This window comes from Dankookia sp. P2 (genome assembly GCF_050632255.1).
Taxonomy (GTDB): Bacteria; Pseudomonadota; Alphaproteobacteria; order Acetobacterales; family Acetobacteraceae; genus Paracraurococcus.
Genome location: NZ_CP192581.1, coordinates 4,835,587 through 4,851,427, shown reverse-complemented (window position 1 = coordinate 4,851,427; position 15,841 = coordinate 4,835,587). Strand labels below are relative to the sequence as shown.

Annotated in this window: 22 protein-coding genes and 3 pseudogenes; 14 read left to right on the top strand and 11 right to left on the bottom strand. The window is 72.0% G+C overall.

Annotation, left to right across the window (positions count from 1 at the left end; translation table 11 throughout):
• The first annotated feature begins 9 nt into the window (after window positions 1-9).
• Window positions 10-612: a DUF2336 domain-containing protein gene (locus ACQ86J_RS28830; protein WP_431268219.1), complete on the top strand. Its 603-nt coding sequence runs from the start codon at window positions 10-12 to the stop codon at window positions 610-612.
• Between the two features lie 66 nt (window positions 613-678).
• On the opposite strand, the gene argB is transcribed toward ACQ86J_RS28830, so the two are convergent.
• The 6 genes and pseudogenes from argB to rpmH form a co-directional block, all read right to left on the bottom strand.
• Window positions 679-1,563: an acetylglutamate kinase gene (gene argB / locus ACQ86J_RS28825; protein ID WP_431272570.1), complete on the bottom strand. Its 885-nt coding sequence runs from the start codon at window positions 1,561-1,563 to the stop codon at window positions 679-681.
• Between the two features lie 140 nt (window positions 1,564-1,703).
• A complete protein-coding gene (gene yihA, locus ACQ86J_RS28820) occupies window positions 1,704-2,351 on the bottom strand; it encodes a ribosome biogenesis GTP-binding protein YihA/YsxC (RefSeq protein WP_431272569.1) in 648 nt (215 codons plus the stop codon).
• Between the two features lie 142 nt (window positions 2,352-2,493).
• Window positions 2,494-4,200 (bottom strand): annotated as a pseudogene (gene yidC, locus ACQ86J_RS28815) (membrane protein insertase YidC); the annotation flags it as partial.
• A 9-nt stretch (window positions 4,201-4,209) separates the two neighbouring features.
• Window positions 4,210-4,467, bottom strand: a complete 258-nt coding sequence (gene yidD / locus ACQ86J_RS28810) for a membrane protein insertion efficiency factor YidD (protein ID WP_431268218.1) — start codon at window positions 4,465-4,467, stop codon at window positions 4,210-4,212.
• Window positions 4,464-4,808, bottom strand: a complete 345-nt coding sequence (rnpA, locus tag ACQ86J_RS28805) for a ribonuclease P protein component (RefSeq protein ID WP_431272568.1) — start codon at window positions 4,806-4,808, stop codon at window positions 4,464-4,466. The genes yidD and rnpA overlap by 4 nt, the downstream gene beginning before the upstream one ends.
• A 60-nt stretch (window positions 4,809-4,868) precedes the next feature.
• Window positions 4,869-5,003 (bottom strand): 50S ribosomal protein L34, encoded by a 135-nt coding sequence (gene rpmH, locus ACQ86J_RS28800; RefSeq protein WP_431268217.1) that lies wholly within the window; start codon window positions 5,001-5,003, stop codon window positions 4,869-4,871.
• A gap of 219 nt (window positions 5,004-5,222) precedes the next feature.
• On the opposite strand from rpmH, the gene ACQ86J_RS28795 reads away from it, so the two are divergent.
• The 13 genes and pseudogenes from ACQ86J_RS28795 to ACQ86J_RS28735 all read left to right on the top strand — a co-directional run bounded on the left by ACQ86J_RS28795 (window position 5,223) and on the right by ACQ86J_RS28735 (window position 12,236).
• Complete coding sequence (locus tag ACQ86J_RS28795) at window positions 5,223-5,960, top strand: TVP38/TMEM64 family protein (RefSeq protein WP_431268216.1); 738 nt, start codon at window positions 5,223-5,225, stop codon at window positions 5,958-5,960.
• The gene (locus ACQ86J_RS28790; protein ID WP_431268215.1) at window positions 5,953-6,579 is read left to right on the top strand and encodes an FAD-dependent oxidoreductase; all 627 of its coding nucleotides are present in this window, start codon (window positions 5,953-5,955) and stop codon (window positions 6,577-6,579) included. The genes ACQ86J_RS28795 and ACQ86J_RS28790 overlap by 8 nt, the downstream gene beginning before the upstream one ends.
• Window positions 6,580-6,595: 16 nt before the next feature.
• Window positions 6,596-7,678, top strand: a complete 1,083-nt coding sequence (locus ACQ86J_RS28785) for a hypothetical protein (protein ID WP_431268214.1) — start codon at window positions 6,596-6,598, stop codon at window positions 7,676-7,678.
• Between the two features lie 42 nt (window positions 7,679-7,720).
• Window positions 7,721-7,849, top strand: a complete 129-nt coding sequence (locus ACQ86J_RS28780; RefSeq protein WP_431268213.1) for a hypothetical protein — start codon at window positions 7,721-7,723, stop codon at window positions 7,847-7,849.
• 94 nt (window positions 7,850-7,943) lie between these two features.
• The gene (locus ACQ86J_RS28775) at window positions 7,944-8,702 is read left to right on the top strand and encodes a patatin-like phospholipase family protein (RefSeq protein ID WP_431268212.1); all 759 of its coding nucleotides are present in this window, start codon (window positions 7,944-7,946) and stop codon (window positions 8,700-8,702) included.
• Window positions 8,703-8,797: 95 nt separating this feature from the next.
• A complete protein-coding gene (locus ACQ86J_RS28770) occupies window positions 8,798-9,130 on the top strand; it encodes a patatin-like phospholipase family protein (RefSeq protein ID WP_431268211.1) in 333 nt (110 codons plus the stop codon).
• On the top strand, window positions 9,073-9,435 hold the full coding sequence (locus tag ACQ86J_RS28765) for a hypothetical protein (protein ID WP_431268210.1): 363 nt from the start codon (window positions 9,073-9,075) through the stop codon (window positions 9,433-9,435). Before ACQ86J_RS28770 ends, ACQ86J_RS28765 begins: the two co-directional genes overlap by 58 nt.
• 137 nt (window positions 9,436-9,572) lie before the next feature.
• A complete protein-coding gene (locus tag ACQ86J_RS28760) occupies window positions 9,573-9,845 on the top strand; it encodes a hypothetical protein (protein WP_431268209.1) in 273 nt (90 codons plus the stop codon).
• A 423-nt stretch (window positions 9,846-10,268) separates the two neighbouring features.
• Window positions 10,269-11,015: a hypothetical protein gene (locus tag ACQ86J_RS28755; RefSeq protein WP_431268208.1), complete on the top strand. Its 747-nt coding sequence runs from the start codon at window positions 10,269-10,271 to the stop codon at window positions 11,013-11,015.
• On the top strand, window positions 10,993-11,481 hold the full coding sequence (locus ACQ86J_RS28750; protein ID WP_431268207.1) for a hypothetical protein: 489 nt from the start codon (window positions 10,993-10,995) through the stop codon (window positions 11,479-11,481). Before ACQ86J_RS28755 ends, ACQ86J_RS28750 begins: the two co-directional genes overlap by 23 nt.
• A gap of 109 nt (window positions 11,482-11,590) precedes the next feature.
• A complete protein-coding gene (locus tag ACQ86J_RS28745; protein WP_431268206.1) occupies window positions 11,591-11,725 on the top strand; it encodes a hypothetical protein in 135 nt (44 codons plus the stop codon).
• A gap of 138 nt (window positions 11,726-11,863) precedes the next feature.
• Window positions 11,864-12,139, top strand: a pseudogene (locus ACQ86J_RS28740) (PsiF family protein); the annotation flags it as partial.
• Window positions 12,138-12,236: a PsiF family protein gene (locus ACQ86J_RS28735; RefSeq protein WP_431268205.1), complete on the top strand. Its 99-nt coding sequence runs from the start codon at window positions 12,138-12,140 to the stop codon at window positions 12,234-12,236. The pseudogene ACQ86J_RS28740 and the gene ACQ86J_RS28735, both read left to right, overlap by 2 nt.
• Window positions 12,237-12,248: 12 nt before the next feature.
• Here the strand turns inward: ACQ86J_RS28735 and rodA are convergent, their stop codons facing one another.
• The 5 genes and pseudogenes from rodA to mreD form a co-directional block, all read right to left on the bottom strand.
• Entirely contained in the window at window positions 12,249-13,403 is a 1,155-nt protein-coding gene (rodA, locus tag ACQ86J_RS28730; protein WP_431268204.1) for a rod shape-determining protein RodA, read from the bottom strand.
• Window positions 13,400-14,311, bottom strand: coding sequence for a penicillin-binding transpeptidase domain-containing protein (locus ACQ86J_RS28725; RefSeq protein ID WP_431268203.1), 912 nt, complete (start codon window positions 14,309-14,311; stop codon window positions 13,400-13,402). Before ACQ86J_RS28725 ends, rodA begins: the two co-directional genes overlap by 4 nt.
• Before the next feature lie 2 nt (window positions 14,312-14,313).
• Complete coding sequence (locus tag ACQ86J_RS28720) at window positions 14,314-14,472, bottom strand: hypothetical protein (RefSeq protein WP_431268202.1); 159 nt, start codon at window positions 14,470-14,472, stop codon at window positions 14,314-14,316.
• 186 nt (window positions 14,473-14,658) lie between these two features.
• Window positions 14,659-15,306 (bottom strand): annotated as a pseudogene (locus ACQ86J_RS28715) (penicillin-binding protein 2); the annotation flags it as partial.
• Entirely contained in the window at window positions 15,303-15,836 is a 534-nt protein-coding gene (gene mreD, locus ACQ86J_RS28710) for a rod shape-determining protein MreD (RefSeq protein ID WP_431268201.1), read from the bottom strand. The pseudogene ACQ86J_RS28715 and the gene mreD, both read right to left, overlap by 4 nt.
• Window positions 15,837-15,841: the final 5 nt, after the last annotated feature.

Sequence of the window (15,841 nt, the reverse complement as noted above, 5' to 3'; positions counted from 1 at the left end):
CCGGAGACGGTGACGGCCGTCGCCCGCCGCCCGCATCTCAGCGAGCGGCTGTCGGATGCGGTGGTCGCGCGGTCCGACAACGGCGCGGTGGCGGCGCTGCTGGCCAATGACAGCGCCTCGATCCGGGAGAAGACGCTCGACACGCTGATCGCCGTCGCCGCGACGCATCAGCAATGGCAGGAGACGCTGGTCCGCCGGACCGGCTTGCCGCCGCAGGCGACGCTGGCCCTTGCGGCGGTGGTCGCCGACCACCTGCTGGAGCCGCTGGCCGCCCGCACCGACCTCGACCCCACCCTGGCCCGGGTTCTGCGGGCGCGCGTCGACCTGCGGCTGGAACGGCGCGGCGGCGGCGCGCTGCCGCCGGAGCTGGCCTTCGAGGAAGCCGGGCTGCGCGGCGACAGGATCACCATGCTGCGGCTGCTGGCCGAGCAGACCGGCGTGCCGGCGCGGGCGGTGGAGCATGCCGCGCAATGCGCAGCGGCAAGGCGCTTGTCAGCCTCTGCTGGAAGGCCGGCTTCCCGCCGCGCTGCAGCCTGCCGGCGCAAGGCGTGCTCGGCCAGATCGCCCCCGGCGCCTGCATACCCCTGCCGCCGACCGGCGACTGGCCGCTGACGGAGGCCGAGATGCGCTGGCAGATCGAGCTGCTGGCCGAGCCGGTCTAGCCGCGCATGCCGTGCCCTACGGCTTGATCAGCGTCCCCGCCCCGCCATCGGTGAAGAGCTCGCGCAGCACCGCATGCGGCACCCGGCCATCGAGGATGACCGCGCCCTTCACGCCGCGCTCGATCGCATAGATGCAGGTCTCGACTTTCGGGATCATGCCGGCATTGATCCAACCCTCGGCGATGCCCTGCTTCACCCGGGCCACCGTCATCTCCGGGATGAAGGCGCCGTCCGGGCCCTTCACGCCGGCGACGTCGGTCAGCACCAGCAGGCGCTCCGCCCCCAGCGCGCCGGCGATCGCGCCGGCCACCGTATCGGCGTTGATGTTGTAGGTCTGGCCGTCATGGCCGACGCCGACCGGCGCCACCACCGGCACGATGTCGGCGCCGATCATCAGCTTCAGCACCTTGGTGTCGATCGAGTCCGGCTCGCCGACGAAGCCGAGGTCGAGCACCTGCTCGAGGTTCGAGCCGGGGTCGCGCACGGTGCGGGTGACCTTGCGGGCGCGCACCAGCCCGCCATCCTTGCCGGAGATGCCGACCGCCATGGCGCCGGCGCGGGTGATCGCCTCGGCCACCTGCTTGTTGACCGGGCCGGCGAGGACCATCTCGACCACGTCGAGCATCGCCTCGTCCGTCACGCGCAGGCCCTGCACGAAGGTGGACTGGACGTTCAGCCGCTTCAGCATGGCGTTGATCTGCGGCCCGCCGCCATGCACCACGACGGGGTTGACGCCGACCTGCTCCAGCAGCGCGATGTCGCGGCCGAAGCGCAGCGCGGTCTCCTCCTCGCCCATGGCGTGGCCGCCATACTTCACCACCACGATCTGGTCGTCGTAGCGCTTCAGGAAGGGCAGCGCGCCGGCGAGGAGCTTCATCGGGTCGGGCGGGGCGTCGGTCATCGGCCGGTGTTCCGGATTGCTGGCGCCCCGCTGTAGAGCAGTTTGCCGCGGGGGCAAACCTCCCGGCGTGAAGGCAGGGCGGGGACCGCTCGATTTCGTCGCCCGGGCCATCGCCCGCGCCGCGCGGCGCACCGCCGCGCTCAGTCGGCCAGCGCCGCCAGCTCCGCCCGCAGCTCCGGGATGCCGAGGCCGGTCTCGGCACTGGTGACGATGACCAGCGGATGGCCGGCGGTGTGGCTGCGGGCCAGCTGCTCGGCCTCCCGCGTCCGCTGCTCCAGCCACCAGGGCTTGGCATCGTCGGCCTTGGTCAGGACGATCTGGAAGGACACCGCCGCATCGTTCAGCAGCTTCATCGCCATGCGGTCGGCCGGCTTGGTCTCGATCCGTGCATCCAGCAGCAGGATCACCCGGCGCAGCGTCGGGCGGCCGCGCAGGAAGTCGAACATGAGCCCCTGCCAGTCCTGCTTCACCGACTTCGAGGCCTGGGCGTAGCCATAGCCCGGCATGTCCACCAGGGTCAGCCGGTCGCCAAGATTGAAGAAGTTGAGCTGCTTGGTCCGGCCCGGCGTGTTGGACACCCGGGCCAGCGCCTTCTGCCCGGTCAATGCATTGACCAGGCTGGACTTGCCGACATTGGACCGGCCGCAGAAGGCGATCTCGGGCCCGCCCACCGGCGGCAGCTGGTCGATCCTCTGCGACGCGTAGAAGAAGGTGCAGGACTGCGCGAACAGCACCCGCCCCGCCTCGATCAGCGCCGCCCGGTCCTCGGGCGTCCTGGCTTCCGACAGGCCGCCCGCGGGCAGGTGCGGCGGCAGCTTGGGAAGGGTGATCACCCCTTTTCGGCAGCGCCGCGGCGACCGGAACCGCCGCCGGCTTGCCGACCTTCGCGCTGCGCTGGATGTACCACTGCTGCGCGATGGAAAGGAGGTTGTTCCAGGACCAGTAGATCACCAGCCCGGCCGGGAAGCTGGCCAGCATGAAGGTGAAGATGATCGGCATGTACTGGAACAGCTTGGCCTGGATTGGGTCGGGCGGCGCCGGGTTCAGCTTCTGCTGCAGGAACATGGTCACGCCCATGATCAGCGCCCAGACCGGCATGTGCAGGTAGTGCGAAAGCTGGGTCGGATCGTAGGGAATCAGCCCGAACAGGTTGAACAGGTTGGTCGGGTCGGGCGCCGAGAGATCGCGGATCCAGCCGAAGAAGGGCGCGTGCCGCATCTCGATGGTGACGAACAGCACCTTGTAGAGCGAGAAGAAGACCGGGATCTGGATCAGGATAGGCAGGCAGCCGGAGGCCGGGTTGATCTTCTCGGTCCGGTACAGCGCCATCATCTCGGCCTGCGCCTTGGCCGGGTCGTCCTTGTAGCGCTCCTTGATCTCGGTCATCTTCGGACCGAGCACCTTCATCTTCCCCATCGACTTGTAGGCCTTGCTGGCCAGCGGGAAGAAGGCCGCCTTCAGCAGCAGCGTGAAGATCAGGATGGCGACGCCGAAGTTGCCGACGATCGTGAAGATCCAGTCGATCGCGTAGAAGAACGGCTTGGTCAGGAAGTAGAACCAGCCGAAGTCGATCGCCTTGTCGAAATCCGGGATGCCGAGCCGGTCGCGGTAGCTGTCGAGCAGCCGCACCTCCTTGGCCCCGGCGAACAGCCGCAGCGCCTGGCTCGCGCCGGTGGTGTTGGGCGCGATGGTGGCGGGCTGGGGCTGGGCGAAGTCCACCTGCCAGCGGTCCTGGCCGCCTTCCGGGATCGCCCGGTAGGTCGCCCGGAAGCGCGCCGCCTGGTCGACCGGGGCAAGCGAGGCCAGCCAGTACTTGTCGGTGAAGCCGGCCCAGCCGCCGGCCGCCTCCTGCTCGAACACCACGCCGCCGCGCTTGGCGCCCTCCTCCCGCGCGCTCTTGTAGGTGTCCTCGCGCAGGCGGCCGTCGAGCACGCCGACGAAGCCCTCGTGCAGGATGTAGAAGCCCTGTGTCGGCGGGGTGTATTCGCGGCGGATGCGGGCCCAGGGCAGCAGCTGCACCGCCTCCGGCCCGGTGTTCTTCACCCGCTGCTCAGCGGTGACCATGTAGTTCTCGTCGAGCGCGAGGCCGATCTCGAAGACCTGGCCCTGGCCGTTGTCCCAGCGCAGGGTCACCGGCTTGCCGGGGGCGAGCTCGGCGCCGTCGGCGGTCCAGTCGGTGTCGTTGCCGGGGACCGGGGTGCGGCCATCCGCCGCGGTCCAGCCCCATTGCCCGTAATAGGGCGCGGCGCCCTCGCGCGGCGCCAGCACGCGCACCAGCGGGGAGGTCCGGTCCACCGTCTCGTGGTAGTCCTTCAGCACCACGTCATCCAGCCGCGCACCGCGCAGGCTAAGCGTGCCGTGCAGGCGCGGGCCCTCGACCGGCAGCCGGGCGCCTGGAGCGCGCGGCGCACCGGCGGCAGGGGCCGCATCGGTCGGCGCGCCGAGCGGGCCGACGGGTCCCGGGTTGGGGCCCGGCTGCGGCGCGGCCTGCTGCACCTGGGCCGCCTGCTGCTGCGCCGCTTGCTGCGCCGCGAGCTCGGCCCGCTGCGCCTCGCGCGCCGGACGGTTCAGCAGGTCGAAGGTGAGCAGGATGCCGATCGAGATGGCGATCGCCGCAAGAAGGCGCTTCTGGTCCATGGAACGAGGTCAGCCTTTCGGGACGGGCTGGAATTGGCCGGCCCCGCGCGCGGGGACCGGGTCCACGCCGCCGGGATGCCAGGGGTTGCAGCGCAGGATGCGGCGGCCGGCGAGCCATGTGCCGCGCAGGGCGCCATGGGCCTCGAGCGCCTCCAGCGCGTAATGGCTGCAGCTGGGGTGGAAACGGCAATGCGCCCCGATGAAGGGGCGCAGCGTCCATTGGTAAGCGATGACGGCACCGCGCAGCGCCTGGGCCGGCAGGGTCATGGCACGGGCTCCGGGCGTACCGGCGCCGGGGCTTGGCCCACTTCCGGCACCCCGGCCTGGCGCAGGGCGCCGCGCAGGTCACCGAGCAGCGTCTGCCAGTCCCGCGCGCCGGTGGCGTCGCGGGCGACCAGCACCAGGTCCCAGCCGGTCGGTGGCGCCTCGCTCAGCGTCAGGCGCGCCGCTTCCCGCAGCCGGCGCTTGGCACGGTTGCGGGCAACGGCGTTGCCGATCTTCTTGGTCGCTGTGAAGCCGAGCCGAAGCCCGCCTTGCGGTTGCGGCAGGGCCTGGAGAACCAGGCCCGGACGCGCGGCCTTCCGGCCCCGGCTGGCGACCTTGAGGATTCGCCGCGCCGGGTCAGCCGAGTCAGGCGTCCCGGCATGGCAAGCCCCGTCCCGCCCGGTTCAGGCGCTGAGCTTGGCGCGGCCCTTGGCGCGGCGGTTGGCCAGGACCTTGCGGCCGCCCACCGTCGACATCCGGTGCCGGAACCCGTGCCGGCGCTTCCGGACGAGCTTGGAGGGCTGGTAGGTACGCTTCACGGGTGTGGTCTCCGTCAGGATAGGCGTCGGCGCGGCGCCCAGGGTGCATCCCGAGGCGCGCTGCAGCGACGGCCGGCGGCCCTTCCGTGCGGGCCCCGGCGAAGGGGCGCACCTATAGGGAGGCTGCGGGGTCTTCGTCAATCATGGTGTGCCCCCCGCTGGCGCGATCGCCGCCGCTGGCGTAGGCCGGGCGGACGCCGCGACGAGGCCCCGCATTGCATGCCCGATGACAGGATGACACGGCCCGGCTGGACCAGGCTCTGGCCCCTGGCGCTGATCCTCGGCGCGCTGGGGCTGGCCTATGCGCTCGGCCTGCAGCGCAGCCTGTCCTTCGATGCGCTGGCGGCGCACCGGGCGGCGCTGGCCGGCTTCGTCGCCGCGCATCCGGTCGCGGCGCCGCTGCTCTATGTCCTGGCCTATGTCGCCGTGGTCGCCTTCTCGCTGCCCGGCGGTGCCGTGATGACGCTGGCCGGCGGCTTCCTGTTCGGCCCCTGGCTCGGCACCGCGGCGGCGGTCGTCGCGGCGACGCTCGGCGCCTGCGCGCTGTTCCTGGCGGCCCGGTACGCGCTGGCCGAGACGCTGGCGCGCCGGGCCGGGCCGCTGATGGGCAAGCTGCGGGCGGGGCTGGAACGCGACGGGTTCTGGTACCTGCTCTCGCTGCGGCTGCTGCCGGTGGTGCCCTTCTGGCTGCTCAACCTGGCGCCGGCCCTGGCCGGGATGCGGCTGGCGCCCTATGCGGCGGCGACCGTCCTCGGGATCATCCCGGGCACCGCGGTCTTCGCCGGGATCGGCGCCGGGCTCGGCGAGGTCTTCGAGGCCGGGCGGCGGCCCGACCTTTCCATCATCTTCTCGCCGGGCATCCTGCTGCCGCTGCTCGGCCTGGCGGCGCTTTCGCTGGCCGGGGCGTGGTGGCGCGGCCGGTCGCGGCGCATGAACGGGGATACGCGGGATGCCTGACTTCGACGTGGTGGTGATCGGCGCCGGGGCCGCCGGCCTCTCGGTCGCCGCCATCAGTGCCGGCCTGGGCCTGAATGTCGCGCTGATCGAGCGCGGGAAGATGGGCGGCGACTGCCTGAATTACGGCTGCGTGCCATCCAAGGCTATGCTCGCCGCGGCGCATGCGGCGGCCGAGGCGCGCGCCGCCGGCCGCTTCGGCATCCGCCTGCCCCCGCCCGAGATCGACTGGGCCGGGGTCCGCGCCCATGTTCAGGGCGCCATCGCCCGGATCGCGCCGAATGACAGCGCGGCGCGCTACCGCGGCATGGGGGTCGAGGTGATCGAGGCCTCCGCCCATTTCACAGCGCCCGACGAGATCGAGGCCGGCGGCCGGCGCCTGACCTTCCGCCGCGCCGTCATCGCCGCCGGCAGCAGCGCCGTGATCCCCGACCTGCCGGGGCTCGACGGCGTGCCCTGGCTGACCAACGAGACGCTGTTCGACCTCGATGAGCCGCCCGGCCACCTGCTGATCCTCGGCGGCGGGCCGATCGGGATCGAGATGGCGCAGGCGCATGCGAGGCTCGGCTGCCTGGTGACGGTGATCGAGATCGGCGCCCCGCATCCTGGCGCGGGAGGATGAGGAACTCTCCGAGGGCGTGCGCGCCGCCCTGCTGGCCGATGGCGTCACCTTGGCAGAGGGCCAGGCCCTGGCGCGGCTGGAGCAGCTCGAGCCCGACAGCCCCTCGGCCAGCGCCGGCGTCGTCGCCATCCTCGAGGACGGCACCCGGATCGCCGGCACCCACCTGCTCCTGGCGGTCGGCCGGGCGCCGCGGCTGGCCGGGCTCGACTTGGTGGCCGGCCAGGTCGAGGCAGGGCCCAAGGGCGTGCGGACGCGGGCCGACCTGCGCTCGGTCTCCAACCGGCGGGTCTGGGCGGTGGGCGACATCGCGGACCCGACAGGCATCGGGCCGCGCGCCTTCACCCATGTCGCCGGCCAGCATGCCGGCATCCTGGTGCGGTCGATGCTGTTCCGCCTGCCGGGGACCAGGGTGGACTACGCCGCCCTGCCCCGCGTCACCTACACCGACCCGGAGATCGCTCAGGTCGGCCTGACCGAGGCCGAGGCGCGCGCGGCGGGCCATGACGACCTCCGCATCCACCGCTGGCCCCTGTCGGAGAACGACCGCGCCATCGCCGAAGGCCGCCCGGAGGGCCTCGTCAAGCTGGTGGTGACCGCCAAGGGAAGGCCTGCTCGGCGCAGGCATCCTGGCGCCGCGGGCGGGCGAGATGGCGGGGCTCTATGGGCTGATGATCGGCCGCAAGCTGCCGCTCTCGGCGCTGGCCGGCCTCGTCCTGCCCTATCCGACATTGTCCGAGGGCGGCAAGCGCGCAGCAGGCGAGTTCTACAGCCCGAAATTATTGTCGCCCTTCACGAAGCGGCTTATCGGCTTGCTCAAACGGCTGCCCTGAGCGTTCATGCCGCACCTGCGAAGGACCCGACCACCGATGGAAAAAACCCTTACCGGCCGCACCGCCCTGGTCACCGGCAGCACCAGCGGCATCGGTCTCGGCATCGCCCGGCTCTACGCCGAGGCGGGTGCGAAGGTGATGCTGAACGGCTTCGGCAAGCCTCGAGGAGATCGCCAGCGCCCGGGCCGGGGTCGGCGCCGCCATGGGCGTGGCCGAGGCGCCCTATACCGCGGCCGACCTTTCGAAGGCCGAGGGCGTGCGGCAGATGATCGCCGAGGCCGAAGTCGGCGCTCGGGTCCGTCGACATCCTGGTGAACAATGCCGGAATCCAATCTCGTCGCACCGATCGACGCACTCTCGACGCCAAGTTCGAGGCGATCATGGCGATCAACTTCGCCTCCAACTGGTATGCCATCACAGCCGCGGCGCTGCCGGGATGAAGCAGCGCGGCTGGGGCCGGATCATCAACATCGCCTCGGCGCACGGGCTGGTCGCCTCCCCGAAAAGTCCGCCTATGTCGCCGCCAAGCACGCGGTGGTCGGGCTGACCAAGACGGTGGCGCTCGAGATCGCCCGCAGCCACATCACCTGCAACGCCATCTGCCCCGGCTTCGTCCGCACCCCGCTGGCCGAGGCGCAGATCGCCCCGCTGGCCAAGGCGCACAACGTCCTCGGAGGAGGCGGCGCTGACCGACCTGCTGCTGGTCCACCAGCCCTCCAAGCGTTGGGTCGAGGTCGAGGATATCGCCCGCATGGCGCTGCACCTCTGCGGCCCGGGCAGCGACGGCTTCAACGGCGCGGCGATCTCCATCGACGGGGGCTGGCTGGCCAATTGATGGCGAAGGAGACGGGCGAGGGGCCGGGCGAGTCCCCCGCCGGAAAGCCTGGCTCGGCCCCGACCGGTGACCTGCGGGCCGAGGGTCCGCTGCCGGAGGCGCTGATCCCCCTCCCTCCACGGCGCCTGGGCCGCTGCCGCAGCCTCGCGGTGGCGAAGCCGGTGGCGACCAAGCGGCTGAACCTCGCCTTGCAGGGCGGCGGCACGCATGGCGCCTTCACCTGGGGTGCGCTGGACCGGCTGCTGGAGGATGAGCGGATCGTCTTCGACGGCGTCTCCGGCACCTCCGCCGGCGGCATCAACGCGGCGATCTTCGTCCAGGGCCTGGCCGAGGGCGGCCGCGAGGGGGCGAAGAAGGCGCTCGACCGGATGTGGCGCGACGTGGCCGGGCGGCTGGCGATGAGCCCGCTGCAGAACACGCCGCTCGAGAAGGCGCTTTGGGGCTACGATCTGACCTGATTCGGTCGCCTACCAGACCTTCGAGACGCTGACCCGCGTCGTCTCGCCCTACCAGGTCAATCCCTTCATGGCGGAGTTCAACCCGCTGCGCGCAGGTGATCGCCGACAACCTGGACGAGGCGCGGCTGAAGCGCGACCCGAAGGCGATCAGGCTGTTCATCAGCGCGACCAACGTCCGGACCGGCAAGCCGCGGGTGTTCTCCCGCACCGAGGTGACGACCGACGTCATCCTCGCCTCCGCCTGCCTGCCGAACGTGTTTCGCGCCGTCGAGATCGACGGCGAGGCCTATTGGGACGCGCGGCTATCTCGGCAACCCGGCGATCTGGCCGCTGTATTACGAGCGCGGCGCGCCCGACATCCTGCTCGCTGGTGCAGATCAACGCCATCATGCGGAACGAGCTGCCGACCACGCCCTCCGACATCATGAACCGGCTGAACGAGATCAGCTTCAACGCCTGCGCTCGCGGCGGAGATGCGGGCGATCGACTTCGTCCAGCGGCTGCTCGATCTGGGCCGGCTCGAACAACCGAGGTATCGCCGCATCTTCCTCCATTGCGTCGAGGACGAGGAGCGGATGCGGAAGTTCAAGCTCTCCACCAAGCTGAACGGCGACTGGGAATTCCTGCAGACCATCCGCCACTACGGCTGGGAGGCGGCGGACCGGTTCCTGCGCAGAGCATTTCGACAACGATCGGGCGGGAGAGCACGCTGGACATCCAGCGGTATCTCTGAAGACGTCAGGAAGATTGGGGAGGAAAAATATTCCCTCCCCAAACCCCGCCTTTCCTGCTTGTGGGTTGGTACTGCCGCGCGGCGGCCAACCTCGCAGCGCCCCGCCGCGTTGCCTCCCAAAGCGACGGAGGGGGGCGATGCTGGTCTATGGCGACAGGCAGCACAGCGCCGATCCACGTGCGCGGCATGCCGCGATCGCGGCGCGGCTGGCACGGGCCGCAACCATGCCACCGGGCCTCGAACGCCACGCCGCCCTGGCCGCCGCGCTGATCGAGGCCGGCGAACTGGCCCAGGGCATCGCCGACGCCGACTTCGCCGCGCGCGGGATGGACGAGCTCTCCCCGGGAGCAGGATTGGGCCATGGTCCTGCTGCTGACCTGTGCCACGGCCTTGCGCCGGTCCTGGCATGACGGCTGCGCTGCCGTTCCGGATGCCGGTGAATGCCTGCACGGCCTGCCGGCGCGCATCGACACGCGGCTCGCCGAGGGGTTCGCCTTCTACGCCCTTTACCCCGAAACCTATGCGCTGGCCGCCGAGGCCTCCGGCCTCCCGACGACCACGCGGGTGATCGGGCCGCGGAGCATCGGCGCGCCGCTGGCGGCGATGGTCGCGGCCGGCCTCGGCAGCGGGCGGCCGGCGACACTGCGCCCGACCGGGCATCCCTTCCGGCGGGAGGTGGCGGTGGGCCCCGGCCTCGCCGCGCGGCTCGGCCGCGGCGATCCCGTGGCGGTCGTGGATGAGGGCCGGGCCTGTCGGGCAGTTCCTTCGGCGCGGTGGCCGGTTGGCTGGAGGCGCAGGCACCCCGTCCGCAGATATCGCCTTCTTCCCCAGCCATGCCGGCGCGCCGGGGCAGATGGCCAGCCCAGCCCACCGCGCTCGCTGGGACGCCGCCGCCCGCCACCTCCGCAGCTTCGAGGTGGCGGTGCTGCCGCGCCTCGCCCGGCTGGGTCGCCGACCTCACCGGCCCTGCCGAGGCGCCGCCCGAGGACATCGCCGGCGGCGCCTGGCGCGCCCGGCTCTGCGGCGATACCGCCGGCTGGCCGCCCGCGCATGCGATGCAGGAACGGCGGAAGTATCTGGTTCCCGCCGGCGGCCGGACGTGGCTGCTGGAATCTCATCGGCCTTGGCGCCGAGGGCGAACGGAAAGCCGAGCGCGACGGCGGCTGGCCGCGGCCGGCCTCGCCCCGCCGGTCGCCGGGCTGCGGCACGGCTTCCTGGTGCAGCCCTGGCTGGCGGAGGCGCAGCGCCGCTCGGCCCGGTCGGCGATCCCGCGCGACCGGCTGGCCGCGCGGGCTGCCGGCTATCTCGAATCATCGCGCCCGCGCCTTCCCTGCCGAACCCGGCCGCGGCGCCGGGCCGGCGGCACTGCACGCCATGGCCTCCGCCACAACACCGCGACCGCGCTGGGCGAGGCCGCGGCCGCGCGGCTCGACCGCTGGACCGCCGCCGACCTTGCCCGCCTCGGCGCCGGGATGCGGCCGGTCGAGACCGACAACCGGATGCAGGCCTGGGAATGGCTGGCGCTGCCGGACGGAGCGGCTGCTGAAGGCGGATGCGGTGGACCACCATGCCGCGCATGACCTGATCGGTTGCCAGGACATCGCCTGGGATGTCGCCGGGGCCATGGTGGAGCTGGGCCTCGACCCGGTGCTGCCGGTGGACCGCGGCCTGCTCGGCTTCCTGCTGCCCTGCTACTGCGCCTTCCAGCTCGGCGCCTGGACCATGGCGCTCGACGCCGCGCCGGATGCGGCGGAGGGCTGCGCGGCTGCGCCGGGCGGTGGACCGCTATGCCGCGCGGCTGCAGCAGGCGCTCGGCGCGTGATCCTGCTGCGCCATGGCCAGAGCGCCTTCAACCTGCATTTCGGCGCGACCGGGCAGGACCCGGGCATACCGGACGCGCCCCTGACGCCGCTCGGCCAGGCCCAGGCCGAAGGCCGCCGCGGCGGCGCTGGACGGCGAGCCGATCGGTCGCATCCTCTGTTCGCCCTATACCCGCGCCCTGCAGGACCGCCGCGCCGATCGCCCGCCGGCGCGGCCTGGCGGTGACCGTCACCTCCGGATCCGCGAACGCTATTCCGCCAGCTGCGACATCGGCACGCCGCGGCTGCAGCTGGCGCTGGCCTGGCCTGCGCTGGACTTCTCGGCCATCGAGGAGGTGTGGTGGCCCGCCATCGAGGAGCCGCACACGCAGCTTGAGGCGCGGGTGGCGCTGTTCCGCGCCGAGACCGCGGCTTGGCCGGACCGCGACCGGACGCTGGTGGTCAGCCATTGGGGTTCATCCGCGCCCTGACCGGCCGCGACGTCGGCAATGGCGACTGGATCCGGCTGCAGCCCGCCCCGATGCAATGATGCCGGTTGCCTCCCGGGAGCAATGGCGGCTTAAATCGTTGAAGTTTCGGTCCGCCCTCGGGTGAAGGAAAGATCCGGCATGTCCCTGAAGACCCTTCTGGCTGCCAGCGCGCTGGCCATCGCCCTGCCCGCCGCGGCTCTCGCCCAGGGCGCCGGGCCCTCCCAGCCGAGCACCGCCCAGGCGGCGCAGCAGGAACGCATGAAGACCTGCAATGCCGAGGCCGGCACCCGCCAACTCGCCGGCGACCCGCGGAAGGAATCCACGAGCGCCTGCCTGTCCGGCAACATGCCGGTCGCGGCCAACCGGCCGAGCGCGGCCCAGGCGGCGCAGCAGGAACGCATGAAGACCTGCAATGCCGAGGCCGGCAGCCGCCAGCTTCGCCGGCGACCCGCGGAAGGAGTTCATGAGCGCCTGCCTGTCCGGCAACATGCCGGCCGCGGCGCGGCGCTGAAACGCCGCGGGGTCACTCCTGGGCCGGGCCGAATTCCGCATCGCGGTGCACATGCACCGACATCAGCAGCCCGAAGCCCAGCATGGTCGTCAGCATCGCCGAGCCGCCATGCGAGATCAGCGGCAGCGGCACCCCGCCCACCGGGATGCTGCCGGTCACCATGGCGATGTTGACGAAGACGTAGAGGAAGATGTTGGTGCCGAGCCCGACCGCCAGCAGCCGCCCGAACTGGTGGCGGCAGCGGAAGGCGACCAGGTAGCAGAACACCACCACCAGGCTCAGCAGGCCGAGCGTGCCGAGCGCGCCGACCAGGCCGAATTCCTCGGCGATCATGGTGAAGATGAAGTCGGTCTGCTTCTCCGGCAGGAAGTTCAGGTGGCCCTGGGTCCCCTGCAGGAAGCCCTTGCCCCACATCCCGCCCGAGCCCAGCGCGATCTTCGACTGGATGATGTTGTAGCCGGCGCCGAGCGGGTCGCTCTCGGGGTCGAGGAAGGTGGTGATCCGCGCCTTCTGGTAGTCGCGCAGGTGGTCGTAGGCGATCGGCGCCGCGGTGCCGACGGCCGCCAGGATGAGGGCGGATTTCCACAGGCGCACGCCGGCGGCGAAGAAGATCGCCCCGCCGATCATCGCGGTGATCAGCCCGGTGCCGAGGTTCGGCTGCTTCAGGATCAGCCCGACCGGCACCAGCACCATGACCGCGGGCGGGACCAGGAAGAAAAGGTTGCCGACGCGCTCCCAGCTCGCCCGCCGGAACCAGGCGGCGAGGCCGAGCGCCAGCATGATCTTCATCAGCTTCGAGGGCTGCAGCTGCAGCGGGCCGATATCGATCCAGCGCTGCGCGCCCTTGCCGACATTGCCGTGCAGCAGCACCAGCACCAGCAGCCCGACGCCGAGCGCGTAGCCGACCCAGGCGATCCTGGCGATCAGCCGGATGTCCACCACGGCGATCGACAGCATCAGCACCAGGCCGAAGCCGAAGCGCAGCGCATGCTTCGCCGCATAGGCCTCCGGCCCGTTGCCCGCGGAATAGAGCGCGACGTAGCCAATCGCCGCCACCGCGCTGAGCAGCAGGACGAAGAGCCAAGGGATGCGCCAGAATTTCTCAAGCAGCCCGTCGCCGCGGTCGCGGGTCAGCAGCCGTCGCTCGAAGGGGGCTGTCCCGCTCATCGGCCCGCCTCCGGCCGGCCGGCCTCAGCCACCCGCGGGCCGGGCGCCGCGGGCGGCGCGGGCGGGGTGCGGAAGCGGTTGAAGACCTCGACCAGCACGTCGCGCGCCAACGGCGCCGCGGCGCCCGAGCCGCTCACGCCATGCTCCACCACCACGCTCACGGCATAGATCGGGTTGTCATAGGGGGCGAAGGCGACGAAGAGCGCATGCGGCCGCCACTCGCGCGGCTGGTTCTCCGCCTTGTAGCCGCGCTCGCGCTGCTCCCGGCTGACCCGCCGCACCTGGACCGAGCCCGTCTTGCCGGCCATGACGCCGAGATTGCCGGGCAGCCGGGCCGCCAGCGCGGTGCCGCCCGGCTCGTTCACCACTGCCCACATGCCTTCCCGCACCAGCTTCAGGTCGCGCTCCGGGATGCCGAGGCTCGGCCAGTCCTCCGCCCGCCCACCCCGCGCCGGCCTGCCGCCGATGCTGCGCGTGAGATGCGGCTGCACCGCGCGCCCGGTTGCCATCCGCGCCGCCATGGTGGCGAGCGCCAGCGGGGTGAGCTGGTAGAAGCCCTGGCCGATGCCGTGCACGATGGTGTCGCCGAGGTTCCAGGGCTTGCCCTGCGCCTGCCGCCAGGCCCGGGTCGGGACCAGCCCCTTCTTGGTCCCCGGCAGCTCGATCTCGAGATCGACGCCGAGCCCGAAGCGGTTGGCCATGGCGGCGATGCGGTCGATACCCGTCCGCTTGGCGATCTCGTAGAAATAGACGTCGCAGGAATGCTTGATGGCGTTCCGCATGTCGAGGCTGCCGTGGCCCTGCTTCCGCCAGCAATGGAAGCGGGTGTCGCCGAGGTCGAGATGGCCGGGGCAGAAGACCCGGTCGCCCGGCGTCACCACCTTCGCCTCCAGGCCCGCCAGCGCCACGATCATCTTGAAGGTCGAGCCCGGCGCATACGAGCCCGGTTGGTCGCCTTGTTGATCAGCGGCGTCGCCCGGTTGCGGGTCCATTCCCGCCACTGCGCATTGGACACGCCGGCATTGAACACATCCGGGTCGAAGGAGGGCTGCGAGGCCATCGCCAGCACCTCCCCGGTCCGCGCATCCAGCACGACGACGCTGGTCCCCTCCTCGATCTTGCCGCGCACCGCCTTCTGCAGCTCGGCATCGACCGAGATCTGCACGTCCTGGCCCGGCACGCCCTCGCGCCGGTCGACCTCGCGGATCACCCGGCCGACCGCATTGACCTCGAGCTGCACCGCGCCGGCGCGGCCGCGCAGCGGCAGCTCGTGGAACCGCTCGATCCCGGCGCGGCCGACCCGGATACCGGGCAGCTCCAGCAAGGGGTCGCCGTCCATGTCGCGCTCGGCCGGCGGGGCGACGTAGCCGACCATGTGCGAGAGGTGCTCGCCCTCCGGGTACAGCCGGGTGGTGCCGACATCGATCAGGATCCCGGGCAGGTCGGGGGCGTTCACCTCGATCCGCGCCATCTCCTCCCAGGCCAGGAATTCGCGGACGATCACCGGCACGAAGCGGCGGCGGCGGCGCACCTCGCGCTCGATCCGCGCCTTCTCGTGGTCCAGCAGCGGGACAATGCGGGAGAAGGTCTCGATGGTCGCGCCGACATCCTGGGTCTGCTCGGCGACCAGCAGGGCGCGCCAGTTCAGCCGGTTACCGGCGACGACCCGGCCCTGGCGGTCCAGCACCTGGCCGCGCGGCGGCGGCAGCAGCCGGGCCGAGAGCCGGTTCTCCTCCGCCAGCGTCCGGTAGCGCTCGCCTTCCTCGGATTGCAGCCGCCAAAGCCGGCTGCCAAGGAAGCCGAACAGCGCCAGCTGGCCGGTGCCGAGCGCCAGCGCCCGGCGGGTGAAGACGCCGCGGCGCTCCTCCTCCTCCCTGCGGACGCCCCTGCCCAGGCCGCTCATGGCGCCGCCTCCGCCCGCGTCATCGCCTCATGCACCCGGGTCAGCAGCCAGGCCAGCGCGGGATAGAGGCCGGCGGTCAGCAGCGCCTGCCAGACGCCGCGCGGGACCGGCAGGACCTGCCAGGTCAACAGCGCCTGCAAGGCGCCGCCCAGCGCTGCCGCGCCGGCGGTGAAGGCGCAGAAGGCCAGCCAGACCAGCAGGAAGGACTGCTTCACCAGCAGGCGGCGCCAGCGCGCGGCCAGCCCATGCACCACCAGCAGCACCAGCCCCCCGGTGCCGAGCGGCGCCGCGGTCAGCAGGTCCTGCAGCAGCCCAAGGGCGAAGACCGCCGGCGGCGGCAGCGCGGCCGGGCGGAAGACCGACCAGAAGAAGACGCAGGGCAGCGCCACCGCCGGCACCAGGCCGGGCACGCCGACCGGGACGACAGCCAGCATGAGCAGGAGCGCGGTCAGGCCGCCGGGCAGGACGGCGCGCGCCAGCGCGTCGATCTGCCGCAACAGCCCGGAGGCCGGGGCGGGCCGACCCTTCATGGCCG